19 protein-coding genes and 1 tRNA gene are annotated in these 23721 nt (G+C 72.7%); 13 read left to right on the top strand and 7 right to left on the bottom strand.

The genetic code is table 11. From position 1 onward, the window contains the following. The first annotated feature begins 137 nt into the window (after positions 1-137). Positions 138-1688, top strand: coding sequence for an MFS transporter (locus AC067A_RS20145; protein WP_479243833.1), 1551 nt, complete (start codon positions 138-140; stop codon positions 1686-1688). A 44-nt stretch (positions 1689-1732) separates the two neighbouring features. On the opposite strand, the gene AC067A_RS20140 is transcribed toward AC067A_RS20145, so the two are convergent. The 5 genes from AC067A_RS20140 to AC067A_RS20120 form a co-directional block, all read right to left on the bottom strand. Then, the gene (locus AC067A_RS20140; RefSeq protein ID WP_479243832.1) at positions 1733-4009 is read right to left on the bottom strand and encodes an FG-GAP repeat domain-containing protein; all 2277 of its coding nucleotides are present in this window, start codon (positions 4007-4009) and stop codon (positions 1733-1735) included. 158 nt (positions 4010-4167) lie between these two features. Beyond that, the gene (locus AC067A_RS20135) at positions 4168-4545 is read right to left on the bottom strand and encodes a VOC family protein (protein WP_479243831.1); all 378 of its coding nucleotides are present in this window, start codon (positions 4543-4545) and stop codon (positions 4168-4170) included. A gap of 94 nt (positions 4546-4639) precedes the next feature. Beyond that, positions 4640-5551: a cellulose-binding protein gene (locus tag AC067A_RS20130; protein ID WP_479243830.1), complete on the bottom strand. Its 912-nt coding sequence runs from the start codon at positions 5549-5551 to the stop codon at positions 4640-4642. A 117-nt stretch (positions 5552-5668) separates the two neighbouring features. Continuing rightward, entirely contained in the window at positions 5669-8434 is a 2766-nt protein-coding gene (locus AC067A_RS20125) for an SUKH-4 family immunity protein (RefSeq protein WP_479243829.1), read from the bottom strand. 7 nt (positions 8435-8441) lie between these two features. Next, positions 8442-9437 carry an SMI1/KNR4 family protein gene (locus AC067A_RS20120; protein WP_479243828.1) on the bottom strand — a complete coding sequence of 332 codons (996 nt, stop codon included), beginning with the start codon at positions 9435-9437 and terminating at the stop codon, positions 8442-8444. A 247-nt stretch (positions 9438-9684) separates the two neighbouring features. Here AC067A_RS20120 and AC067A_RS20115 point away from each other — a divergent pair, with 247 nt between their 5' ends. Together AC067A_RS20115 and AC067A_RS20110 are read left to right on the top strand one after the other, a co-directional pair. Continuing rightward, entirely contained in the window at positions 9685-10197 is a 513-nt protein-coding gene (locus AC067A_RS20115; RefSeq protein ID WP_479243827.1) for a YwqJ-related putative deaminase, read from the top strand. Between the two features lie 8 nt (positions 10198-10205). Continuing rightward, the gene (locus AC067A_RS20110) at positions 10206-10697 is read left to right on the top strand and encodes an SUKH-3 domain-containing protein (protein WP_479243826.1); all 492 of its coding nucleotides are present in this window, start codon (positions 10206-10208) and stop codon (positions 10695-10697) included. Positions 10698-10792: 95 nt separating this feature from the next. On the opposite strand, the gene AC067A_RS20105 is transcribed toward AC067A_RS20110, so the two are convergent. Next, positions 10793-12127 (bottom strand): sensor histidine kinase, encoded by a 1335-nt coding sequence (locus tag AC067A_RS20105; protein WP_479243825.1) that lies wholly within the window; start codon positions 12125-12127, stop codon positions 10793-10795. Positions 12128-12256: 129 nt separating this feature from the next. Here AC067A_RS20105 and AC067A_RS20100 point away from each other — a divergent pair, with 129 nt between their 5' ends. The 8 genes from AC067A_RS20100 to AC067A_RS20065 all read left to right on the top strand — a co-directional run bounded on the left by AC067A_RS20100 (position 12257) and on the right by AC067A_RS20065 (position 18778). After that, a complete protein-coding gene (locus AC067A_RS20100; RefSeq protein ID WP_479243824.1) occupies positions 12257-12937 on the top strand; it encodes a hypothetical protein in 681 nt (226 codons plus the stop codon). A gap of 29 nt (positions 12938-12966) precedes the next feature. Further along, positions 12967-13038 (top strand) — tRNA-Gln (locus AC067A_RS20095). A 110-nt stretch (positions 13039-13148) separates the two neighbouring features. Further along, entirely contained in the window at positions 13149-14594 is a 1446-nt protein-coding gene (gene glmU, locus AC067A_RS20090) for a bifunctional UDP-N-acetylglucosamine diphosphorylase/glucosamine-1-phosphate N-acetyltransferase GlmU (RefSeq protein WP_479243823.1), read from the top strand. A 121-nt stretch (positions 14595-14715) separates the two neighbouring features. Then, positions 14716-15690 carry a ribose-phosphate diphosphokinase gene (locus AC067A_RS20085; protein ID WP_017241154.1) on the top strand — a complete coding sequence of 325 codons (975 nt, stop codon included), beginning with the start codon at positions 14716-14718 and terminating at the stop codon, positions 15688-15690. Between the two features lie 245 nt (positions 15691-15935). Continuing rightward, positions 15936-16526, top strand: a complete 591-nt coding sequence (locus AC067A_RS20080) for a 50S ribosomal protein L25/general stress protein Ctc (RefSeq protein WP_479243822.1) — start codon at positions 15936-15938, stop codon at positions 16524-16526. Positions 16527-16640: 114 nt separating this feature from the next. Continuing rightward, the gene (gene pth, locus AC067A_RS20075) at positions 16641-17237 is read left to right on the top strand and encodes an aminoacyl-tRNA hydrolase (RefSeq protein ID WP_479243821.1); all 597 of its coding nucleotides are present in this window, start codon (positions 16641-16643) and stop codon (positions 17235-17237) included. Positions 17238-17346: 109 nt separating this feature from the next. After that, positions 17347-17790, top strand: a complete 444-nt coding sequence (locus tag AC067A_RS20070; RefSeq protein ID WP_479243820.1) for a hypothetical protein — start codon at positions 17347-17349, stop codon at positions 17788-17790. Positions 17791-17914: 124 nt separating this feature from the next. After that, positions 17915-18778, top strand: coding sequence for an LPXTG cell wall anchor domain-containing protein (locus AC067A_RS20065; protein WP_479243819.1), 864 nt, complete (start codon positions 17915-17917; stop codon positions 18776-18778). A gap of 70 nt (positions 18779-18848) precedes the next feature. Here the strand turns inward: AC067A_RS20065 and ppc are convergent, their stop codons facing one another. Further along, on the bottom strand, positions 18849-21578 hold the full coding sequence (gene ppc, locus AC067A_RS20060) for a phosphoenolpyruvate carboxylase (protein WP_479243818.1): 2730 nt from the start codon (positions 21576-21578) through the stop codon (positions 18849-18851). A gap of 253 nt (positions 21579-21831) precedes the next feature. On the opposite strand from ppc, the gene AC067A_RS20055 reads away from it, so the two are divergent. Beyond that, positions 21832-22815: an acyl-CoA desaturase gene (locus AC067A_RS20055; protein ID WP_479243817.1), complete on the top strand. Its 984-nt coding sequence runs from the start codon at positions 21832-21834 to the stop codon at positions 22813-22815. Then, positions 22815-23495 (top strand): TetR family transcriptional regulator, encoded by a 681-nt coding sequence (locus tag AC067A_RS20050; protein ID WP_479243915.1) that lies wholly within the window; start codon positions 22815-22817, stop codon positions 23493-23495. The genes AC067A_RS20055 and AC067A_RS20050 overlap by 1 nt, the downstream gene beginning before the upstream one ends. Positions 23496-23721 lie beyond the last annotated feature (226 nt).

The raw sequence follows: 23721 nt of genomic DNA, 5'->3' as shown, positions 1-23721 counted from the left end.
CCTCCCTCCACCTCCTCCGCCGGTACGAACGACCCCTGGCCCCTATGGGGGAGAAGCCCCTAGGGGTTCTCAACCGTGGGGTCGAGTGAGACCCTGACCCCTGACATTTAGGTGTACGAAGAAAGGAAGGGTGCGCGGTGACGGAACCGTCGACGACCCGGGCCGGAGCCGAGCCGACACCCGCGCCCTCCACCCCCGCCGCCGCGCGACGGGGACCCGTCGTCGCCGCACTCATGATCACCATGGGGCTGGCCGCCATCGACGGGACGATCGTGTCCACGGCCGTACCGCAGATCGTCGGCGACCTCGGCGGACTCGCCGTGTTCTCCTGGCTGTTCTCCGGCTACCTGCTCGCCGTCACCGTCACGCTCCCGGTCTACGGCAAGCTCAGCGACACCTTCGGCCGCAAGCCCGTCCTCATCGCGGGCGTGATCCTCTTCGTGGCCGGCTCACTGCTGTGCGCCGCCGCCTGGAACATGGCGTCGCTCATCGCCTTCCGCGTCGTCCAGGGCTTCGGCGGCGGCGCCCTCCAGGGCACGATCCAGACCATCGCCGCCGACCTGTACCCCCTGAGCGAACGACCCAAGATCCAGGCGAAGCTCTCCTCCGTCTGGGCCGCGTCCTCCGTCGCCGGACCCGCCGCCGGCGGCCTCCTCGCCGGCTACGCCGACTGGCGCTGGATCTTCCTCGTCAACCTGCCGGTCGGCCTCCTCGCCCTCTGGCTGATCGGCCGCCACCTCGTCGAACCCGCCCGCACCGCCCCCCGCGAACGCGTCCGCATCGACTGGGCCGGAGCCCTCGCCATCTTCGCGACCGGCGCCCTGCTCCTCACCGCCCTCGTCCAGGGCGGGGTCGCCTGGCCCTGGCTCTCCGCGCCCTCCCTCGGGCTCCTCGCCGGATCCGCCGTCCTCGCCGCCGTGACCGTCGTCGTCGAACGGCGCGCCGCCGAACCGATCATCCCCGGCTGGGTCTGGCGCCGCCGCACGATCTCCGCCGTCAACCTCGCCCTCGGCGCCCTCGGCCTGCTCATGGTCGCCCCGACCGTCTTCCTGCCGACCTATGCCCAGTCGGTCCTCGGCCTCGGCCCGATCGCCGCCGGTTTCGTCCTCTCCGTGATGACCCTCAGCTGGCCCGTCTCCGCCGCCTTCTCCAACCGCCTCTACACCCGCATCGGCTTCCGCCTCACCGCCGTCCTCGGCATCTCCGGCGCCCTCCTCGTCCTCCTCGCCTTCCCCCTCCTGCCCTTCCCCGGCGAACCCTGGCAGCCCGCACTCCTCATGCTGCTCCTCGGCGCGGCCCTCGGCCTCTTCCAACTCCCGCTGATCGTCGGCGTCCAGTCCACCGTCCCCTACGAGGAACGCGGCACCACCACCGCCTCCGTCCTCTTCTGCCGCCAGGTCGGCCAGAGCATCGGCGCCGCCGTCTTCGGCGCCCTCGCCAACTCCGTCCTCGCCTCCCGCCTGGGCGGCACCGCCGACCTCGACACCCTCGCCCGCGCCCTCGACGCCCCCGCCTCCCTCACCGCCGACGCCCTGGACCACCTCCGCCGCGCGGTCGACGCGGCCGTCGACTACGTCTACCTGGGGGCGGCCGGCGCCGCCGCACTCGCCCTCCTCGTCCTCCTCACCCTCGCGCCGCGCCGCTTCCCCGTCCTGCCGGAGGAGGGGGAGCGGCGCGCCGCGGAGTGAGGCGGAGTGAGGCGGAGTGAGGCGGAGTGAGGGCCCGGGGCCCGTCAGAACGCCGCGTCGATCCAGTTGCCCGGCTCGACCAGACCGTTGCGCACCGCGCCCTTGAAGGGCGCCCGCCAGTCCCCCGTGCCCTCGTAGAGGTACGAGCTTTCGTTCACCCCGAGCAGGTCCGCACGCCCGTCTCCGTCGGCGTCACCGATGCCGACGACGTCCCGGTACGCGTTCCAGCCGCCGCCCAGCCTGACCCGCGGCGCGAAGGTGCCGTTGCCGAGGCCGAGGTACATCCAGAGGACGCCGGCCCTGTCACGGGCGACGAGGTCGCCGGCGGGTGCACCGGCGAGGTTGCCGGTCGCGGTGATCTGGTTGTAGACCCCCCACCCGGTGCCGATCTTCTTCCGCGCGGAGAGCGGGGCGTTGGCATTGCCGGTGCCGGGGTAGAGCCACAGCCCGCCGGCCCTGTCCGTCGCCAGGAGGTCGGACCTCCCGTCGCCGGTCAGGTCGCTGCCGCCGGTGACCTGGTCGTAGACCTGCCAGCCGGTGCCGATCCTCGTACGCCCCGAGAACGGCTTCTCGCCGATGCCGGTGCCCTGATAGAGCCAGAGCGCCCCGCTCCCGTCACGGGCGACGGTGTCGGCCACGGACGTGCCCGCGACGTTCCCGACGGACTCCATCCGGTCGTAGACCTGCCAGCCGGTCCCGACCGGCAGTCCTCCCGTGGGGGTCACGTTGTCGCCGACGGGCGTCCGCGTCGTGCCGACGCGCCGCAGTTCGCCGTCCCCCCAGCGGACGAACAGGTCCGGGGTGCCGTCGTCGTTGTAGTCGTGCGCACCCACGGGCCGCGTCACGGTGAAACGGCCGGTCGCCCTGAGCTCGGGGCCGATGCCCTCGTCCGGGCGTGCGGTGAGCACCCACTCGTACTCACCGTTGGGGGCGGTCCCGAGGTCCTGGCTGCCCTCCAGGCTCTTCTTTCCGTCCCAATGCCAGGTGATCCGGCGCGGCGTCCCGGGGGTGACCCCGTACGGGACGGACCACCCGTCCCGTACCGTCGTGCGGCTGCGCACGTGGGTCAGGGTCACCCAAACCCGGCTGTCCGCCCGCGACAGGTCCCAGCTGAAGTCGACGCCGCGCTCGACCTGTTCGCCGGTGAGCGCCTTCGGGGTGTCGGAGCCGGTGAGGGTCACGACCGTCGACTGCCCGGTGGACGCGACGAGTTCGACGTCCGGCCGTCCGCCGTCGTCGCGCGGCGAGATCCGGTAGAGGCCCTCGCCCCGCTCGGGGGTGCCACCGCGCACCAGGAGGGTGCCGTCGGGGCCGGTGACGGCGGAGGAGAACGCGGTGAGGAGGGCTTCCTTCTCGCCGGTCTCGATCGACTGGACGGTGAAGGGCCTCATCATCGGGTTCGCCGCGCCGTCGAGGAAGGTGGACGCGCTGATGTGGGCCTTCTGGCCGGTCGCGAGCCAGCTGCCGACCAGGTAGAGCGGGGCGGAGGCGTCGGCTTCGGCGTCCGGGATCCACCGCGGCGTGGTGGTGCCGCGCTTGAGGGCGACGATCCCGTCACCCCCCGGTCGGGCCTCACGCCAGGCCACGTGCGTGGCGGACACCGTGCCGTGCCACGCCCACTCGTCCTCGGCCTGGAGGTTCCAGGAATCCGCCCCCGAAGCGAGGTCGACGAGGATCTTGGCGGGTATCCGCGTCTCGCCGATCAGGCAGTCGTAGAGCGCGGAGGCGGTGTCCGTCCACGCCTCGTCGGCGGCGTCGCAGTCGACGAGGGCCCCTCCGACCAGCTTGCGGAGCTTCGGCGTGCCGCCGGCGAGCACGGCGGCGTCGAGCGTGGCGGCGTACTGCACCCGGTAGCCGCCCTCGTACTTCCCGAGGAGCAGGGTGTCGCCGGCCAGGCCCGAGTACGAGTAGTCGCCGAGCGCGTCGAGGTCGATCTCCACGGACGTCACAGCGGGCTTCGACACGTCGTGGATCCGGATCAGCGAACTGACGGACAGCAGGGCCCGGTTGCCGGTGACGACGAGGTCCGAACCGCCTCCGGCGGCGGCGGCCCCGGGCAGCACCGTCGACGAGCCGTCCGCGTAGCGGGTCCAGCGGTACTCGGGCGTGCCGCCGCGCGTCTTCGACAGGAAGCCTTGGGGCCCCGCGCCGACCACGTCCGCGTCGAGCGGGAACGCCGCCGTGGTCTGCTGCGGGTCCTGCTGTTCGGCAGCCGGGGCGGCGGCGGCCGGGAGCGCGGTGAGTGTGCCGCCCGTGGCGGCGAGGACGATGGTGACGGCGGCGGCCGCGAGACGGCGGCCGCGGGTGTGTGCGTGATGCATGTACGGGTTCCCTCCCCTGGACTCAGGAGGTTAACGGGCCCTCAGGTCACGCCCCCCGCCGCCCCGGTACCACCAGGATCGGCGACACCCTCCCGAGCCCGGCATGACCGGCGGGATCGGCAGGATCGGCAGGATCGGCAGGATCGGCAGGACGCCCCCTAGGAGGGCGGGCGCGGAACCGTCAGGCAGAAGGGGTGGCCCGCAGGGTCAAGGAGTACCCGCCACAGGTCCGGGCGGGGCTGAGAGGGGGCGAGGGTGGCGCCCCACTGGATGAGGAGGACCGTGGCCGCGTCGAGGTCGTCGACGTCGAAGTCGAGGTGGAGTTGCTGGGGGACGGTCTGCGCGGGCCAGGTCGGGGGGCGGTAGTCGTCGACGCGCTGGAAGCCGAGGAAGAGGCCGCCGTCCGGGCCGCGGAGGCCGGCGAACTCGTCGTCGGAGCGGTCGGCGAGGGGGATGCCGGTGGCGCGGTGGTAGAAGGTGGCGAGGGCCATCGGGTCGGCGCAGTCGAGGGTGACCGCCGTCAGTTTCATGAGCATGGCCGGTCAGCCTAGGAGTGTCTTGTCGATCAGGCCCCGCGAGCCCGGCATGACCGACAAGACGCCCCCAGGGGTGCCCGGTCGGGGCCGTCCCTTACGCCAAGTCCTCGTCCTCGTCGGCCCGTTCCGGCGTGGGCGGCCCGCCGGGGGCGGTGGGGCGGCCGGTGAGGGCGGCGAGGGAGTTGCGGATGTGCTCCATGTGGGCGTGGATCTCGTCACGGGCCTCGTCGTGCTCGCGAAGGACGCGCTCGGTCTCGCGCTCGACGCGTTCGGACTTCACACGGGCCTCGGCGAGGAGCTCCTCCGCGCGGGCCTCGGCGTCCTCCTGCCCGTGCCGGGCCTGCTCCTCGGTCTCGGCGAGGGCGCGCCGGGCTTCCGCGAGGCGGGCCTCGGCGCGGGAGACGAGCTCCCCTTGGCGGGCGTCGAGGTCGGCGGCGCGGGCCTCGGCCTCGCGGTCGGCCTCGTCGCGCACCGCCGCCTGTTCGGCGCGCTGGGCGGCGAGGAGGTCGGCCGACCGCCGCTCGGTCTCCTCGAAGGCCTCGCGGGCCGCGGTCAGCTGCTCGTCGGCGTCGCGGCGGGCCTCTGCGGCCAGTTCGGCGGCCTGCTTCCGGGCGGCCTCCAGGGCGGCGCCCGCGGCGGCCTCGGCCGCGGACCGGACGCCCTCCGCGTACGCCCGGGCGGCCTCCGTGGCCTCCGCGGCCGCCGCCTCGGCGGCCTCCGCGAGGGCCTGGGCGTCGGCCTCGGCGCCGCGGACGAGCGCCTCCTCCTCCTGCTCGGCCATCTCCAGTATCGTGCGGGCCCGCTCGCCGAGGGACTCGTAGCGCTGGGGGGCGAGGGCCTCGACGGCGGCGCGCAGCCGGGCGGCCTCGGCCTCCCTCTCCTTCACGAGCACGGTGAGCCGCGCCACCCGCTCCCAGGCGCCGTCGCGTTCCCCGGAGAGGGCGGCGACGTACCGGTCGACCTGCTCGGGGCGGTACCCCCGGCCCCGTCCGACAGCGAATCCCATCCCTGACGCCCCTTCCCGTATGGCCTCAAACGTCAAGGATGCGCCATCAGAACGGACAAAAGGCGCCCAACGTGCATGCACGCCGAGCGCCCTTCGTCACATCCCGCCCGCCTCCGGCTACAGGAGGCCGTCCCACATCTGCTCCAGGAGCACCGACCACCAGTTCTCCGGCGACGCCAGCGCCTGCGGGTCCAGCATCGCCAACTGCGCCTGGAAGTCCACCGTCCAGCGACCCGCCTGCTCGGGGTTGAGCCCGAACCGCAGCCGCCACATCCGGCCGAGCAGGGCCAGCGAGCGGGTGAACTCCGGCAGCCCGGTGTTCACGAACTGCGGCGGCACCGGCTGCCCGCCCGGCCCCGCCTCCACCGGAACCGCCACGATGTGCGCGGTCCCGTACTGGACGCAGATCGCCCGCCCGAAGTCCGAACCCAGCACCAGGTACGAACTCGCGTCCGCCGCCGACTGGACCTGCCGCTGCCCCGCCAGCTCCGCGAGCGTCGGCACCACCGGCACGGCCGGCTGCGCCCAGAAGAACGGACCGAAGTCCGCCGGCAGACCCGCCCACACCAGCGTCTGCGCCACCAGCTCCGGCACGCCCTGACGGGACACCGCACGCTGGTCGAAGCGGAGGATGCCCGGACCGAAGGCCCCGGCCAGCTCCTGCGCGACCCCCTCGGGCGGCAGCGGCGGCGCCGGCTGCACCTGCGGCAGCGGCGCCCGCACCGGCGCGGGCCGCGCCGGGCCGTCCGCGACCTGGTGCAACTCGCCCTGATGCGTCAGCAGTTGCCGCATGCCCTGCTGCCGGCCCGCGTGATCACGGCCGTACGGGGCGATGCTGGTGATCCGCGCCTGCGGCCACGTCTCCCGGATCATCCGCGCGCAGTAACCACCCGGCAGCTCACAGGACTCCAGCTCCGTGTGCAGCTCCAGCACCTGCTGCGGCGGCACGTTCATCGCGCGCAGCTCGTGCAGGATCTGCCACTCCGGATGCGGCGTACCCGGCGCCGAACGCCGGATGATCTGCGCCTCGGAACCGTCCGGCGCCCGGTACCGCAGCACCGCCTGGTAGCCCGGACCCACCGTCGGCTGCCCCGCCGGCTGCGGATAGCCGTACGCCGGAGGCACCGGCCCGCCGGCCGCGGGCGCTCCCGGCACCGGACCGGGCGCCGGCGGCGGCGTGTGCCCACCGTGCACCGGCGGCGCAGGAGCGGGCGGCGGCGGCACCCCCGGACCACCCGGGCCGGGGTGCGCCAGCATCGTCGCGGCATGCGCGATACCGCCCGGAGGCGTACCCGGCACACCCGGCGGCGGCGGAGGCGGCGGAGGCGCGCCCGGACCACCCTGGTTCGGATGCGCCAGCATCGTCGCGGCGTGGTGCACGGGCTGCGGCGGCGTCGGCGGACCGGGCGGCGCCGGAGCGGGCGGCGGACCGGGCGGACCCGGCTGCGCGGGCGGCCGAAGCCCCTCGGGGCCCAGCTGCGAGACCAGCTGCGTGGGGATGTACGCCCCCGCACCCGACGAACCTCCCGGCACACCCGGCGCACCCGGCGGCGGGGGCGGCGTCGGACCCCGCCCCCCGGCCTTCGGCGACACCGCCGCCTTGCTGGTCGCCGCGTCCGCGATGTCCCCCGCACCCGGCGCCGAAGGCGCGGGCGGAGGCGGCGGCACACCGGGCCCGGCCTGCGAAGGCACCGGCGGCACCGGAGCGCCCGGCACCGGCGGGTTCGCCGGAGCCGCCGCTCCCGGCCGCGGCGCGGACGGGTCGAGCCGGGGAGCCACGGCGGTCGGCGGCAGCGCACTGCCGCCCTTCATCAGCGCGGTCGGCGCGTCGGCACCCACCACCGGCGGCGGGGTGTCCTCGTCGTCCGTCCCCGACAACGGCGGCGCGAACACGGTCGCCGGCAACGGCACGGCCCCGTCGGCACCCCCGGAACTCGCGTTCGCGTCCACCCACGGACCGCTCAGGGACGGCGAAGCCGGGACCGGAGCGGGAGCGGGGCCCGGAGGGGCCGCCGGAGGGGCCGCCGGAGGGGCCGCCGGAGGGGCCGCCGGAGGGGAAGCGGGAGCCGGAGTCGGAGTGGCGGTGGGGGCCGGAACAGGGGGAGCCTGCGCGGGCACGGAAGCGGGGGGAGCGGCCTGCGCGGGCGCAGGCGGAGCCGGAGGCGCGACGGGGGCGGCCGGCGGAGCCGGGGCCTCCTGGGCGACGGGAACCGGAGCGGGCGGAGCCTCCTGAGGCGCGGGGGCCGGAGGGGCCGCCGGAGAGGCCGCCCGAGGGGCCGCCTGAGGGGCCGAAGGCACGGCCGCCGGCACCCCGTCCATCGCCGTGGGCTCGTACGCGGAGCCCGCGTCCCCGGCGCCCAGCCCGACACCGACGCCCTCACTGCCGTCCCCGCCCGACGACGCCACCGACGCCGAGGACACCACCTCCCCCGCGCCCACCGCCTCCGAGGCGTCGTCCACCGGAACCGACGGACCGCCGGACTCCTGCGAGGCGTTCGGACCGGCCGGGATGCCGATCTTGTCGGCCGCGTCCTGCAGCCACTCGGGCGGACTCAGCAGGAACGACGTCTGGTTGAGATCGATACGGGCCGCCGGCACCGCCGCCTGGGCCGGGACGTCGTCGGCGGAGCCGTACTCCTCCTCGTACCGGCGGATCACCTCGCCCACCGGCAGACCGGGCCACAACGTGGCCTCACCGCTGTCCCGGGCGATCACCAGCCGCTGACGGCCGCCGTCCGACGTCGGACCGCCCTCGCGGTCCTCCGCCCACACCACGAACCCCAGCTCGAACTCCCGCACCCGCACCTCACGGTGCTGGTACGACGGCAGCTCGCCGTTGATCCACTCCTCGGCGCGCTCCTGCGCCTGCGCGAACGTCACCACAGCCAGCTCACTCCCCTACCGGGACCACGGGCACGGCACGCGCGAAGCCACCGTCCACCATCAGGTTCGCCACCGTCTCCAGCTCCGGGGGATTGCCCGCGAGCCGCTGGAGGAACGCGTCGAAGTCCGCGCCGCAGGGCAGCAGCAGCCGCTCCGCGCGCTCGGCCACCGACCAGCCGGCCGCGACCTCGCCGGAGTCCCGCGCGTCGTCGTACGCGCAGAACCACACCGAACCCACCGCCTGACCGCGCACCTTCACCGCGATCAGACCGCCCTGGACGAAGGCCACGCCCAGATAGTCCTTGGTCAGGTGATCGCGCAGGCACTTGTTGACGTAGACCAGGTCGTTGAGACCGGCCTCCTCCCGCACCGTGAAGAACGGCTGGTCGACCAGGAGCCCCAGCTCCGCGTCGAGCGCCGTACCCACCGGAGCACAACCACCCGCCGCCTTCAGGAAGGTGCGGTACGCGCCCGGCAGCCGGTAACCGAGGTCCTCCTCGACACCCTGCAGCTGCTGCTCCGACACCGACACCGAACCCTTGGGCAGCCCGAAGTGCGCCGGCCGGGTCTCCTGCAGCGGCCGCGTGCCCCGCTTCGACTGGTCGACGGCGGCCGTCGCCACCCCGCCGTGATGGCGCAGCAGCGCCTTCACCTCGACCGGCACCAGCTCCATGCGGCGACTGCGCGCCACGTGGTGCCAGGTCCAGCCGTGCGGCGTCGCCACCGACGGGATCGTGTCCCACAGCTCGTGCCCGGTCGCCGCCATCGCCGCGTTCGCCGACACGTAGTCCGTGAGCCGCAGCTCGTCGACGCCGAACCCCTCCGGCGGGTCGGCGATCTCCGCCGCCGCGCGCGCGTACGGCGAGAAGTCCGGGTGACCGTGCTCGTCCACCCGCACCCCCCGGGGATGACGGGAGGCGCGGACCGGGTCCGGGAAGTGCACGACCTGCCCGGCGTAGGCCGCGTTCGGTGGCGCGGTGTGCCCGAGCCGACCTGTCGTCATGGCGGTTGCCCCCTGCACTGGCGTCGCTGACTGCTACTACCGACTGATCCCGCACAGCCTATGCGCTGCCACAAGGGCCCGAACGGCCCCCGCCCGACGGTGACCAAGTGTCACGACGCCATGACAGTCACACCATGATTCCGACACACCGAAGCGGCGTTTCGGCGCCCCAGCTTCCCCATATGGCTCCCTATTTGGCAGGCTGTCCACGCAACTCGGGGGATTGCAGGAGGGGAAGACCAGCACCATGCACGCAACGACGACGCCCACACAGGGTGACCCACGCCTCAACTGGAGCAGCAGCGCCGAGGCCACTCGCGCACCGTTACTGCGTCACCGCCGGGACGGAATCCTCCCCACCGTCGGCGCCGCCCTCTCGGTGCGCGGCGAGACCCTCACGTGCACCGCGGGCCGCGGCGACCGGCCCCCCGTCCTGCACGCCCTCGTCCAGGACTTCCTGGACACCCTGACCAGCAGCCAGCGGGAACGCTTCACCGGCCGATGTCCGGAGGCGATCCTGCTCTCCCGGCACCTCACCGCCACCGAGAACGCCCGCTCCAAGCGCGCCCAGCGCAAGGCCCTCACCCACGGCGAGGCCCGCCGCTCGCTCAAGCACGCCAAGCTCACCGCCCGGCGCATCCGGGAGGACGGCGACCCGCTCCACGGCAGCTACGCCGCGCCCTGCCGTTCCTGCACGGCGATGCTCGCCCACTTCGGCGTCCGCGCCGTCGACCCCACCACGCCTGTCGAGAACGGCTGACCGCCCCCATGCCCGACCACCTCAGCACCACCCGCTTCCCCGTCAACGTCGACGCCGCCCTCCGCGAGGCCGGCTGGCAGCCCGGCCGCTGGGACATCAAGCTCGCCGAGGAATGGGCCGACGCCCTGCGCGCCCACGTCTCCCCCGCGGGCCACCGGCACAGCGTCTTCCCCGCCGCCGTCGAGGCCTGGGCCGAGTTCGGCGGCCTGCGGATCACCGCGCCCGGCCACGGCCGGCAGATAGCGCCCGCGACGGTCCGCTTCGACCCGCTCGCCGGACTCCACCTCTCCCGCACCCTCGCCGACCTCGGCCGCGCCCTCGACACCGAGCTCGCCCCGCTCGGCGAGGAGGGCGACCACCAGGCCGTCCTCGCCATGGACGCCGAAGGCCGCGTCTACAGCCTCGACCACGCCGGCGACTGGTACCTCGGCAAGGACATCGACGCCGCCCTCGCCACCCTCATCACCGGCGCCCACCCCACCCGCCTCACGGCGCAGTAGGACACCGACCCGAGGCGGCCCGCACCGGCCCGGCGACCGGGGCCCGCGACGTGGCCGCCCACGCGCACGCCCCCGCACGCGCCCGCACGCGACGCCTACGCGGCCGACTCCTCGCCGGCCGCCACCGGCAGCACCGCCGACACGCGGAACCCGCCGGCGTCCGTGGGGCCCGAGACGAACACCCCGCCGAGGCGCAGCACCCGCTCCCGCATCCCGACCAGACCGTTCCCCCCGCTCGGGAGGCGCACGTCGGCGGCGGCCGGGTCGGACGGGCAGGGACCGTTCTCCACCTGCATCGCGACCTCGGCCTCCCGGTGCGCCAGCCGCACCACGACCGCCGCACCCACCGCGTGCTTGTGGACGTTCGTGAGCGCCTCCTGGACCACGCGGTACGCCGTCCGCTCCACCTCGGGGGCGTACGGACGCGCCTCGCCGACCACCAGCAGCTCGACGACCGCCCCCGCGAGCCGGGACTGCTCGCACAGCGCCTCCAGGGCGTCCAGGCAGGGCCCGTCGTCCGCCGCGGCCTCCGCGGCGGCGGCAGCGGCCCGGCCCACCGCGGCGAGCGGCACCGCGGCGGGAGCCGCCGGCGCGGTCCCCTCGCGGAGGACGCCCAGCATCTCGCGGAGCTCGGTGAGGGCCTGGCGGCCCATGTCACCGACCAGGGCCGCGTTCCGCACCGCCTTCTGCGGGTCCTTCAGCGCCACCGCCTGCAACGCCGCCGCGTGCACCACCATCAGCGACACCCGGTGCGCCACCACGTCGTGCATCTCCCGCGCGATCCGGGTCCGCTCCTCCTGCCGCGCCCACTGCGCCCGCTGCTCCGCCCGGTCCGCGAGCAGCGACAGCTCCTGCTCCAGGCTGTCCGCCCGTTCCCGCAGGCTCTCCATGAGCCGGCGCCGTGCCCCTATGTACAGGCCGAAGAGCACGGGCGGAGCGTTGAGGCCGAGCGTCATGAAGAGCGACACGATCGGCACGTACCAGCCGCTCGGGTCGAAGTCCTGCGGGCCGTCGTCGACCTGGGCGACGTCCCGCCGCAGCCCCACCACGGTCACGACGAACACGGCCAGCGTCGACATCCCGGCCAGTACGGCGGTGATCCGGCGGGGCACCTCGGACGCGGCGAGCGAGTACAGCCCGACGATCCCCATCAGGAAGCCCATCTCGGCGGGCGCCACGGCGATCGACACGAGCACGACCGCGATGGGCCACCGCCGCCGCACGAGCAGCACGGACCCCACCATCAGCCCGAACACCACCCCCACGGGCACCGGCAGGCCCGCCTTCCCGGCGAACCCCAGCCCCTCGATCCCGCACTCCAGAGCCGACAGCACCGCCAGCCCCACATCGAGGACGGCACTCCGCCCTCTCCCCCACCACCACCAACTCCCGGCGCCCCCAGCGCCCCGATCCGCCCCCGTTGTGGTCATGCCCACCACCCTACGGGCGCCCCCCTCCCGAAAGCGCCCGACGTCAACCACACGCACACCAGTCCCTCGAACTGTTGAATCGCCAGAGTTTTCGACCCGGACGTCCGCATTCCGGACGATGGTGTTCGCATGACGAAGAACGACCTTCGCGACCGCGCCCGCGAGCTACGCCTCGAGGGCTGGACCTACGACCGGATCCAGGTCGAGCTCGGCTGCTCGAAGAGCTCCGTCTCCCGCTGGGTCCGGAACCTGCCGAAGCCGGCGCCCCGTTACAGCGAGGAGGAGCGCCGAGGCCTGATGAACGCCGGCCTCGCCCGGCTTCGCGCGACGCAGGACGAGGAGCGGCAGGAGACGAAGCGCGCGGCCAAGCGGGCCGTCGGGGCACTGTCGGACCGGGAGCTGTTCCTCGCGGGAGTCGCGCTCTACTGGGCCGAGGGCACCAAGGACAAGGCGTACAGCCGCCGCGAGTCCCTGCAGCTCATCAACAGCGACCCGGGCGTCATCACGCTCTACCTCCGGTGGCTGGACCTCCTGGGTGCCACCCGGGACCGGCTGCGTTTCCGCGTCAGCATTCACGAGAGCGCCGACGTCGCGAAGGCCGAGGAGTTCTGGGCGGACCTGGCCGGGGTGGACCGGGCGGTGTTCCAGCGGGCGACCCTCAAGCGCCACAACCCCAGGACGACCCGGAAGAACGTCTCCGACGCGTATCGGGGGTGCCTCGTGATCTACGTGAGGAGGAGCGCGGAGCTATACCGTCGCATGGAAGGCGCCTGGTACGGCATAGTGGAGGCCGCCGGGGCACGGGACTGACGTGATGTCCGTTTTGGCCCTATATGCAATCCCCTGTGGTGTAATCGGCAGCACTGGGACCTTTGGAGTCCTATGTCCGGGTTCGAGTCCTGGCAGGGGAGCACAGTACATACGGGTCCTGACCGTCACGGTCAGGACCCGCGCTCGTTTCCGTGGCCTTGCCCCCCGGTATCCTGCGTGGGTCCACCACCCAAAGCCGAAGGGCATTCCCGTGAGCGCCAATCGCCCGGCAGCCGTCGTCGTCCTCGCAGCGGGTGAGGGCACCCGCATGAAGTCGAAGACTCCCAAGGTCCTGCACGAGATCGCGGGGAGGTCGCTCGTCGGGCACGTCGTGTCCGCCGCGCGGGAGCTGGAGCCCGAGCACCTCGTGGTGGTCGTCGGGCACGCCCGGGAGAAGGTGACGGGCCACCTGGAGGAGCACTACGCGGGGACCCGCACCGCCGTCCAGGAGGAGCAGAACGGCACCGGGCACGCGGTGCGGATGGCGCTGGAGGAGCTGGGCAAGACGCCCGACGGGACCGTGGTGGTCGTGTGCGGCGACACCCCGCTGCTGTCCGGGGAGACCCTGAAGGCGCTGGCCGGCACGCACGCCGCCGACGGCAACGCGGTGACGGTGCTGAGCGCCGAGGTGCCGGACTCCACGGGCTACGGGCGCATCGTCCGTGACGCCTCGGGCGCGGTGACCGAGATCGTCGAGCACAAGGACGCGTCGGAGAAGCAGCGCGCCATCCGGGAGATCAACTCGGGTGTGTTCGCGTTCGACGGCCGGCTGCTCGCCGAGGCGCTGGGCCAGGTGCGGACGGACAACAGCCAGGGCGAGGAGTACCTCACCGACGTGCTGTCGATCCTGCGTGAGGCGGGGCACCGGGTGGGGGCCTCCGTGGCCGGTGACCACCGCGAGATCCTGGGGATCAACAACCGGGTGCAGCTCGCCGAGGCGCGTGCCCTGTTGAACGGGCGGCTGATCGAGCGGGCGATGCTCGCCGGCGTGACCGTGGTCGACCCGGCGTCGGTCTTCGTGGACGTCACGGTGACGTTCGAGGCGGACGCGGTGATCCTGCCGGGTACGCAGCTGCTCGGCGCGACGCACATCGGCGAGGACGCCGAGGTGGGCCCGAACACGCGCCTGACGGACACCACGGTCGGCCGGGGCGCCCGGGTGGACAACACGGTCGCCTATTCGGCCGTGATCGGCGAGAGCGCGTCCGTGGGGCCGTTCGCGTACCTGCGTCCGGGGACGAACCTGGGCAAGAAGTCCAAGGCCGGCACGTACGTCGAGATGAAGAACGCGACGATCGGCGAGGGCACGAAGGTCCCCCACCTGTCGTACGTGGGTGACGCGACGATCGGCGAGTTCACGAACATCGGCGCGGCGAGCGTCTTCGTGAACTACGACGGCGAGGCGAAGCACCACACCACGATCGGCTCTCACTGCCGTACGGGTTCGGACAACATGTTTGTGGCTCCCATCACCATCGGGGACGGTGCCTACACCGCCGCCGGGTCCGTGATCACGAAGGACGTGCCGGCGGGTTCGCTGGCAGTGGCCCGGGGCCAGCAGCGGAATATCGAGGGTTGGGTGGCCCGGAAGCGGCCCGGCAGCGCTGCCGCGCAGGCCGCTCAGGCCACCTCGGAGGAATCCGCCGGCGAAAGCTGACCGGAAACGGGTGCGTCGAACTCGGCGTACCGTGATACGTGCACACAAATTCGGCTGGTTCGCACATGCGCTCGACAGGCGCGGGATCGCGGCCAGAGAACACGTCTGAGGAGACAGTGCTGTGACCGGGATCAAGACGACCGGCGAGAAGAAGCTGATGCTCTTCTCCGGCCGCGCCCACCCCGAGCTGGCCGAGGAGGTCGCGCACCAGCTGGGCGTCGGTCTCGTTCCCACCAAGGCGTTCGACTTCGCCAACGGTGAGATCTACGTCCGCTTCCAGGAGTCGGCCCGCGGCGCGGACTGCTTCCTGATCCAGAGCCACACGGCTCCGATCAACAAGTGGATCATGGAGCAGCTGATCATGATCGATGCTCTCAAGCGGGCCTCGGCCCGGAGCATCACCGTGATCATCCCGTCGTACGGCTACGCCCGCCAGGACAAGAAGCACCGCGGCCGCGAGCCGATCTCGGCGCGTCTGGTGGCGGACCTGCTGAAGACGTCGGGCGCCGACCGCATCCTGACGGTCGACCTGCACACCGACCAGATCCAGGGCTTCTTCGACGGCCCGGTGGACCACCTGTCCGCCCTGCCGGTCCTCGCGGACTACGTGGGTGCCAAGGTCGACCGCTCCAAGCTGACGATCGTCTCCCCGGACGCGGGCCGCGTGCGGGTCGCCGACCGCTGGTGCGACCGTCTGGACGCCCCGCTGGCGATCGTGCACAAGCGCCGGGACAAGGACGTCGCCAACCAGGTCACCGTGCACGAGGTCGTCGGTGACGTGAAGGGCCGCGTCTGCGTCCTGGTGGACGACATGGTCGACACCGGCGGCACGATCTGCGCCGCCGCGGACGCCCTGTTCGCGCACGGTGCCGAGGACGTCATCGTGACGGCCACGCACGGCATCCTGTCGGGCCCGGCCGCGGACCGGCTGAAGAACTCCAAGGTCAGCGAGTTCGTGTTCACGGACACGCTGCCGGTGCCGGGCGCCCTGGAGCTGGACAAGATCACGGTGCTGTCGATCGCCCCGACGATCGCGCGCGCGGTGCGCGAGGTGTTCGAGGACGGTTCGGTGACGAGCCTCTTCGAGGAGCACTGAGCCACGGCCGGAGCCGACGCGTGAGGGCCGCTTCCCCGTCCGGGGGAGCGGCCCTCCGCCGTGTGCGGGTTGATCGATTGGGTGGTGGGGCGGCGGGCCGGTAGACTGCCGTAGTTGCTCGGCGAGGGAGGCCGTACCCCATGGGGTCACGGCGGTCCGTTATCGACGCGCTCTTCGTAGCAGGCCATCGCCAGTCGTGGCCGGGTGACCGTCTTTTTTTCGTCACCTTCTACGAGGAGTGCACCATGTCCGAGGTCAAGCTCGCCGCTTCCGTCCGTACCGAGTTCGGCAAGGGCGCCGCCCGCTCCATCCGCCGCAACGCCGAGGTTCCCGCCGTCGTCTACGGCCACGGCTCGGACCCGATCCACGTCACCCTCCCGGCCCACGACCTCGGTCTCGCGCTGCGCACGCCGAACGTCCTGCTCTCCCTGGACATCGACGGCACCAACGAGCTGGCGATCCCGAAGGCCGTCCAGCGTGACGCCATCAAGGGCTTCCTGATCCACGTCGACCTGCTCCTGGTCAAGCGCGGCGAGACGGTCACCGTCGAGGTCCCGGTCCAGGCCGAGGGCGAGCTGGCCGCCGGTGGCAACCTGCTGGAGCACGTGCTCGGCACCCTGTCCGTCGAGGCCGAGGCCACCCACCTCCCCGAGGCCGTCACCGTCTCCGTCGAGGGCCTGGAGGCCGGCGCGTCCGTCCTCGCCAAGGACATCACCCTCCCGAAGGGCGTGACCCTGGCCACCGACGCCGACGCCGTCGTCCTGCAGGTCCTGGCCGCGCAGGCCGAGGAGCCGGCCGCCGAGGGCGCCGAGGCCACCGAGGGCGCCGAGGCCTGAGCCGTAGGCTCTGCCTGACGTGACGGGGTGACGGGCCGTGCGGCCCGTCACCCCGTTTCTCTTGCACGGGGAAGCACGCACGCGCGTGGACGGACACGAGGAGACACGACGGACATGACGGACGACGCCAACGCCCCCTGGCTGATCGTCGGCCTCGGCAACCCGGGGCCCGAGTACGCGGCCAACCGCCACAACATCGGCTTCATGGTCGTGGACCTGCTCGCCGAGCGGATGCGCGGTTCGTTCAAGCGTGCGCAGAAGGCCCAGGCGCAGGTCGTCGAGGGCCGGATGGGGCCTCCGGGGCCCGCGAGCCGCCGGGTGGTCCTGGCGAAGCCGATGTCGTACATGAACCTGTCCGGCGGCCCGGTGACGGCGCTGCGGGACTTCTACAAGGTGCCGACGGCCCGCGTCGTCGCGGTCCACGACGAGTTGGACATCGACTACGCGACGCTGCGGCTGAAGCTCGGCGGCGGCGACAACGGGCACAACGGTCTGAAGTCGATGACGAAGTCGATGGGACCGGACTACCACCGGGTGCGGTGCGGCATCGGGCGCCCGCCGGGTCGCATGCAGGTCGCCGACTTCGTCCTCAAGGACTTCTCCTCGACGGAGCGCAAGGAACTCGACTGGTTCGTGGACCGGGCGGCGGACTCGGTGGAGTGCCTGGTCGCGGAGGGCCTGGAGCGGGCCCAGTCCGCGTACAACACGTAGAGCCGGGCGGGACTTTCCGGACAGGCCCCAGGTCCTGTCCGGCCGGTGGTCCGGCGGGCGGGTCCCGGTCCCCTGGCGGTCGGGCCGTACGACTGTACGATCGCGGGTCATGACGCACGTCCGTAACGCCGCCATGGCCCTCGTCGCCCTCCTCCTCGTCGTCGCGGGCGTGTGGGCCTCCTGGAACTCGGCCCAGCACGTCCTGCTCGGCAAGGGCCGCGAGCACGGGACGCTGACGGTGACCGGCTGCACGGAGGACACGTGCAGCGGCGCCTACGCCCCTGAGGACCCGTCGTCGCCGCGGCGGACGCTGACGATCGCGCGCTCCGTCGCGGCGGAGAAGGGCGAGACGATCCCGGTGGTGGTGAAGCCGGGCACGGACGAGGGCGTACGGACGGGCTGGGGCGGCGGTTTGCACGCCTGGCTCCCGCTGGGCGGCGCGCTGCTCCTCGCCGCGCCCCTCATCGGCGGCGGCCTGCGCCTCCCGCGCACGGCGTGGTCGCTGGCGGGGGCGGGCGGGGCGGTGTTGGTCGCGGCGTTCTTCGCCCTCTGACCTGGGAGGCCCGATTCCGGGGCCAATTGTTACGCGCCTCTGGGTTAAACACGGCTCAAAGCGATGGATAGGCTGCCTCAGCCACCTCCCACGGCATCCTCATCCCACAGATGGACGACTGCACATGCGACGTACCCTCATTTCCTCTGGCGCGCTCGTCGCGGCCGTAGCGGGGTCCCTGGTCCTCGCCCCCGCGGCCCTCGCCTCCGACGGCGCCAACCACCCCACTCTGCGCCAGGAGCTGCCCCTGAAGGCCGCGGACTTCGAGAAGACCGAGGCCGAGTGCACCGGTGTCCCGTCGACCCAGGACGGCTGGCACTTCGTTCTCCCGGGCAACGAGGCCGACTTCGTGGAGCTGAAGGTGACCTTCGTGCCCGGCGGCACGCAGACCATCACCGATTTCAGCGCGTTCGGCAACCCCGTGGGCAAGCACGCGTACGTGGCTTCGCAGCCGGGTGCCGAGCTGACCGAGGTCGAGGCGACGATCAAGGGTGGCCCGCTCCCGGGCAAGGGCAACAAGTTCCCGCTGTCCCACACTTGCCCGTCGACCGGCAGCACCACGGGTGGGACCACCACGGGCGAGACCACCAACGGTGGGACCACCACGGGTGGGACCACGACCGGTGGGACCACCACGGGCGAGACCACCAACGGTGGGACCACCACGGGCGAGACCACCACGGGTGGGACCACCGGCGAGACCACCTCCACGGGTGGGACCACGACCGGCGAGACCACCACGACGGGCGAGACGACCGCGACCAGCGGTTCCGCGACGGGCGAGACCGCCACCGGCGGCTCCACGACCACCACGGGTGGCGCGGCGACCGGTGAGACCACCGGCGGCTCCGCCGCGGGCGGTTCGGACGAGGGCAACCTCGCCGAGACCGGTTCGAGCGCCCCGGTCGGCATCATCGCCGCCGCTGCCCTGGCCCTCGCGGCCGCCGGCGCGGTCCTGGTGACCCGCCGTCGCAAGGCGCAGCAGTAACGGCGCCGTAGTCCGAAACGCCTGTGCCCCCGTCGGTTCGACGGGGGCACAGGCATGAACGGGGTGTGGGTCAGCCGGTGTTGCGGAGGCCCGCGGCGACGCCGTTCACGGTGAGGAGGAGGGCCCGGGCGAGCAGCGGGTCCGGTTCCCGGCCGCGCTCGGCGTCCGCGCGCTGGCGGGCGAGGAGGGCGACCTGGAGGTAGGAGATCGGGTCGAGGTAGGCGTCGCGGATGGCGAACGTCTGCTGGAGGACCGGGTTGGAGTCGAGGAGCGTCTCGCCGCCGGTGATCTTGAGGACCTCGGCGACGGTGAGGGCGTGCTCGGCCTCGATGTCGTCGAAGACGTGCTTGAGTTCGTCGGGGACGAGGGTGTCGACGTAGTGGCGGGCGATCCGCAGGTCCGTCTTCGCGAGCGTCATCTCGACGTTGGCGAGGAAGTTGCGGAAGAAGTGCCAGCGCTCGTACATCTCGCCGAGGACCTCGTCGAGGCCGGCCTCGCGCAGGGCCTTGAGGCCGGAGCCGACGCCGAACCAGCCGGGGACGATCTGCCGGGACTGGGTCCAGCCGAACACCCACGGGATGGCCCGCAGTCCGTCGAGGCCGGCGCCCGAGTCGGGGCGGCGCGAGGGGCGGGAGCCCAGGTGGAGGTCGGCCAGCTGGTCGACCGGGGTGGCCGCGAAGAAGTACGCGGGGAGGTCGGGGTCCTCGACGAGCTTGCGGTACGCGGTGTGGGCGGCTTCGGAGACGGTGTCCATGGCCGCGTCCCAGCGGGCGAGGGCGTCGTCGGACTGGCGCGGCGAGGTGTGCAGGGCGGAGGCCTGGAGGGTGGCGGCGACCGTCAGTTCCAGGTTCTCCCGCGCGAGGGACGGGATCAGGTACTTGTCGGAGATGACCTCGCCCTGCTCGGTCACCTTGATCTCGCCCTCCAGGGTGCCCCAGGGCTGGGCGAGGATCGCGTCGTGCGAGGGGCCGCCGCCGCGGCCGACGGTGCCGCCGCGGCCGTGGAAGAGGCGCAGGCGGACGCCGTAGCGGTGGGCGACGTCGCGGAGCCGGCGCTGGGCGCGGTGGATCTCCCACTGGGAGGTGGTGATGCCGCCGAACTTGGAGGAGTCCGAGTAGCCGAGCATGACCTCCTGGACGTCGCCGCGGAGCGAGACGAGGCGCCGGTAGGAGGGGTCGGCGAGCATGCCGTCGAGGATGACGTCGGCGGCCTTGAGCTCGTCGGTGGTCTCCAGGAGCGGCACGATGCCGATCTTGGCCCAGCCGGCGTGCAGGTCGATCAGTCCGGCCTCGCGGGCGAGGACGGCGGCGGCGAAGACGTCGTCGGCGCCCTGGCACATCGAGATGATGTACGACTCGATGACCTCCGGGCCGAAGCGCTCGAAGGCCTCCTTGACGGTGTGGAAGACGCCGAGGGTCTTCTCGCCGGCGGCGTCCAGCGGGGCCGGGGTCGGGGCGAGCGGGCGGCGCGAGCGGAGCTCCTTGGCGAGGAGCTTCTGCCGGTAGTCGCGGGGCATGTCCGCGTAGCGCCAGGACTCCTCGCCGAGGCGGTCGAAGAGCTGCCCGAGGGCGTGGTGGTGGGCCTCGGCGTGCTCGCGGACGTCCATGGTGGCGAGCTGGAGGCCGAAGGCGGAGAGGGTGCGGATGACCCGGTCCATGCGGCCGTCGGCGAAGAGGGCGCCGCGGTGCTCGCGCAGGGAGGTCTGGATGAGGGTGAGGTCGCGGAGGAGTTCGGCGGTGCCGAGGTAGTCGCGGCCGTCCTGGTGCGGGGTGCCGTGGGCGAGGCGCTCGCGGGTGTTGACGAGCTTCTGCCGGATGCAGGTGGCCTTGAGCCGGTAGGGCTCCTCGGCGTTGAGGCGCTTGTAGCGGGGGCTGATCTCCGGGAGGAGCTCCAGGTCGCGCTGGAGGGAGTCCAGGAGCTCCTGGGTGGCTCCGGTGTAGCGGATGGAGTTGGAGAGCAGTCCGCGCAGGAAGTCGACGAGTTCGAGGGCGTCGGTGATGCCGTGCTCGTGCTGGAGGATCAGGACGTCCCAGGTCACCTGGGGGGTGACGTTGGGGTTGCCGTCGCGGTCGCCGCCGATCCAGGTGCCGAAGGTGAGGGGGCGGGTGCCGGCGGGCAGTTCGACGCCGACGCGCTCCAGTTCGGCGGCGAGGTCCTCCAGGACGTCGCCGACGGCGCCCGCGTGCAGCTCGTCGAGGTAGTAGATGGCGTTGCGGGCCTCGTCGGCGGGCTCGGGGCGGACCACCCGGAGCTCGTCGGTCTGCCAGATGAGGTCGATGTTCTCGGCGAGCCGCAGGTCGGTGCGGCGGCGCTCGGACTGGCTGACCGGGGTCTCCAGGAGGGCGGCGATGCGGCGCAGCTTGTTGAGGACGGAGCGGCGGGCCGCCTCGGTGGGGTGGGCGGTGAAGACGGGCCGTACGTTGAGGTTCTTGACCGTCTGGCGTACGTGCTCGGGGTCGCCGTCCTTGAGCATGTCGGCGGTGCGGGCGAGGAGGCCGCCTTCGGCGGCGCGCTTCTCGCGCATCTCGCGGCCGCGGTGGACCTGCTCGGTGACGTTCGCCAGGTGGAAGTAGGTGGAGAAGGCGCGCACCAGCTTGGCGGCGGTCTCCAGCTCGACGCCCTGGAGCAGCTCGGCGGCGGCCTCGCCGTCCTCACGGGTGAGGCGGCGGACCTTCTCGACGAGGTCGAGGAGCTCGTGGCCCTCCTGGCGGACGAGGGTCTCGCCGAGGAGGTCGCCCAGTCGGCGGATGTCGGCGCGCAGCTCGGTGCTGGCGGTGGGGGTCTGGTCGGCACTGCTCACAGGTGCGGCTCCTTGCAGTGTTTCAGCACGTCTGGAGGGGTTCTGGAGGCTTGCGGACCGCGCTGTCCGACGCCCCCAGGATAGGTGTCCACATGCTGGGCGGTGGGCAGGGGCCTGTTGTGCCCTCTTGCCGCGCGCCACGTCGCTGCCATACTTACGACGCCGTAGGTTACGGATGCGTAGCCACGGCCGTGCTTTCGCGTACTTTCTCGCACTTTCCCCCCACCCCCACCCTCACCCTCAGGGGACGACCATGACCATGAGCCCCGAGATGACCTCGGCACCCCAGACGTCCGAAGGCACCGCGGCCCCGCCCTTCGCCACGCTCGGCGGCGATCGCAAGGGTTCGACCGAGCAGGTCGCGCTGCTGCTCTTCATCACGGTGCCGTTCCTGGCGCTGCTCGCGGCGGTGCCGCTGGCGTGGGGCTGGGGGGTGAGCTGGCTGGATCTGTCGCTGATGGTCGTCATGTACTTCGTCGGCTGCCACGGCATCACGATCGGTTTCCACCGGTACTTCACGCACGGCGCGTTCAAGGCGAAGCGGCCGCTGCGGATCGCGCTCGCGATCATGGGGTCGCTCGCGGTGGAGGGGCCGCTGGTGCGGTGGGTGGCGGATCACCGCAAGCACCACAAGTTCTCGGACGCGGAGGGCGACCCGCATTCGCCGTGGCGGTTCGGCGAGACGGTTCCGGCGCTGATGAAGGGCCTGTGGTGGGCGCACATCGGCTGGATGTTCGACGAGGAGCGGACGCCGCAGCACAAGTACGCGCCCGATCTGATCAAGGACCCGGCGATCCGGGCGATCTCGCGGCAGTTCGTGCTGTGGACGGTGGTGTCGCTGGCGATCCCGCCGCTGGTGGGCGGTCTGGTGACCTGGTCGTGGTGGGGCGCGTTCACGGCGTTCTTCTGGGGTTCCCTGGTGCGGGTGTCGCTGCTGCACCACGTGACGTGGTCGATCAACTCGATCTGTCACGCGGTGGGCAAGCGTCCGTTCAAGTCGCGTGACCGCTCGGGCAACGTGTGGTGGCTGGCGGTGCTGTCCTGTGGCGAGTCCTGGCACAACCTGCACCACGCGGACCCGACGTCGGCGCGGCACGGGGTGCTGCGCGGGCAGATCGACTCGAGTGCGCGGCTGATCCGCTGGTTCGAGCTGCTGGGCTGGGCGTCCGACGTGCGCTGGCCGGCGAAGTCCCGCATCGAGGCCCGCCGCCAGAGCACGTCCGCAGACGCGGCATGATGGAAGACGTGGCGATCGAGGGCGGTACCGGCAGCAGTAGCGGCGAGCAGAAGCCCCGGCGAGGGCGCCGGGTGCGGATGACGGGCGCGCAGCGCCGGGAGCAGCTGCTGGACATCGGTCGCACGCTCTTCGCCGAGAAGGGCTTCGAGGGCACGTCGGTGGAGGAGATCGCGGCGAAGGCCGGGGTGTCGAAGCCGGTGGTGTACGAGCACTTCGGCGGCAAGGAGGGGCTGTACGCGGTGGTCGTCGACCGGGAGATGCGCCAGCTCCTGGACGGGGTGACCGGTGCGCTGACGGCCGGGCATCCGCGGGAGCTCCTGGAGCAGGCGGCGTTCGCGCTCCTCGACTACATCGAGAACTACACGGACGGTTTCCGGATCCTCGTACGGGATTCGCCGGTGGCCCAGTCGACGGGCACGTTCGCGTCGCTGATCAGCGACATCGCCACGCAGGTGGAGGACATCCTGGGTCTGGAGTTCAAGGCCCGCGGTTTCGATCCGAAGCTGGCCCCGCTGTACGCGCAGGCGCTGGTGGGCATGGTGGCGCTGACCGGCCAGTGGTGGCTGGACGTGCGCAAGCCGCGCAAGGCCGAGGTGGCCGCGCATCTGGTGAACCTGGCGTGGCACGGCCTCGACGGCATGGAGCAGAAGCCGCGGCTCATAGGGCACCGCAAGAGCTGACGGGCGGGGCGGGGGCCGGGGGCCCGTAGGGCGGACGGACCCGGCGGGGACCCGTAGGGCCGACACGCCGGGCGGGGGCCGGGGGGCCGACGGGCCGGGCCGGGGGATCTGACGGGGTCGGGAAAAGAGTGGCTTCCTCCTACTCGAACAGGAGTACACTCCGGTCCACATCCGAGGGGGGTGTCCGCCCTCCGTACGTGCCGACTGCCGTACGGACGCGTCGCGG

Source organism: Streptomyces sp. NPDC043176 (assembly GCF_056436715.1).
Note: the sequence above shows the minus strand (reverse complement) of the source record. Positions and strands in the feature narration are given on the sequence as shown.

Excerpts from the sequence above, each read along its gene's own strand:
- AC067A_RS20065 (WP_479243819.1), top strand. The coding sequence starts at position 17,915 with ATGCGACGTACCCTCATTTCCTCTGGCGCGCTCGTCGCGGCCGTAGCG.
- AC067A_RS20120 (WP_479243828.1), bottom strand. The coding sequence starts at position 9,437 with ATGACGACAGGTCGGCTCGGGCACACCGCGCCACCGAACGCGGCCTAC.
- AC067A_RS20135 (WP_479243831.1), bottom strand. The coding sequence starts at position 4,545 with ATGCTCATGAAACTGACGGCGGTCACCCTCGACTGCGCCGACCCGATG.
- AC067A_RS20130 (WP_479243830.1), bottom strand. The coding sequence starts at position 5,551 with ATGGGATTCGCTGTCGGACGGGGCCGGGGGTACCGCCCCGAGCAGGTC.
- AC067A_RS20140 (WP_479243832.1), bottom strand. The coding sequence starts at position 4,009 with ATGCATCACGCACACACCCGCGGCCGCCGTCTCGCGGCCGCCGCCGTC.
- pth (WP_479243821.1), top strand. The coding sequence starts at position 16,641 with ATGACGGACGACGCCAACGCCCCCTGGCTGATCGTCGGCCTCGGCAAC.
- AC067A_RS20050 (WP_479243915.1), top strand. The coding sequence starts at position 22,815 with ATGGAAGACGTGGCGATCGAGGGCGGTACCGGCAGCAGTAGCGGCGAG.
- AC067A_RS20105 (WP_479243825.1), bottom strand. The coding sequence starts at position 12,127 with ATGACCACAACGGGGGCGGATCGGGGCGCTGGGGGCGCCGGGAGTTGG.
- AC067A_RS20070 (WP_479243820.1), top strand. The coding sequence starts at position 17,347 with ATGACGCACGTCCGTAACGCCGCCATGGCCCTCGTCGCCCTCCTCCTC.
- AC067A_RS20080 (WP_479243822.1), top strand. The coding sequence starts at position 15,936 with ATGTCCGAGGTCAAGCTCGCCGCTTCCGTCCGTACCGAGTTCGGCAAG.
- AC067A_RS20115 (WP_479243827.1), top strand. The coding sequence starts at position 9,685 with ATGCACGCAACGACGACGCCCACACAGGGTGACCCACGCCTCAACTGG.
- AC067A_RS20100 (WP_479243824.1), top strand. The coding sequence starts at position 12,257 with ATGACGAAGAACGACCTTCGCGACCGCGCCCGCGAGCTACGCCTCGAG.
- AC067A_RS20110 (WP_479243826.1), top strand. The coding sequence starts at position 10,206 with ATGCCCGACCACCTCAGCACCACCCGCTTCCCCGTCAACGTCGACGCC.
- AC067A_RS20055 (WP_479243817.1), top strand. The coding sequence starts at position 21,832 with ATGACCATGAGCCCCGAGATGACCTCGGCACCCCAGACGTCCGAAGGC.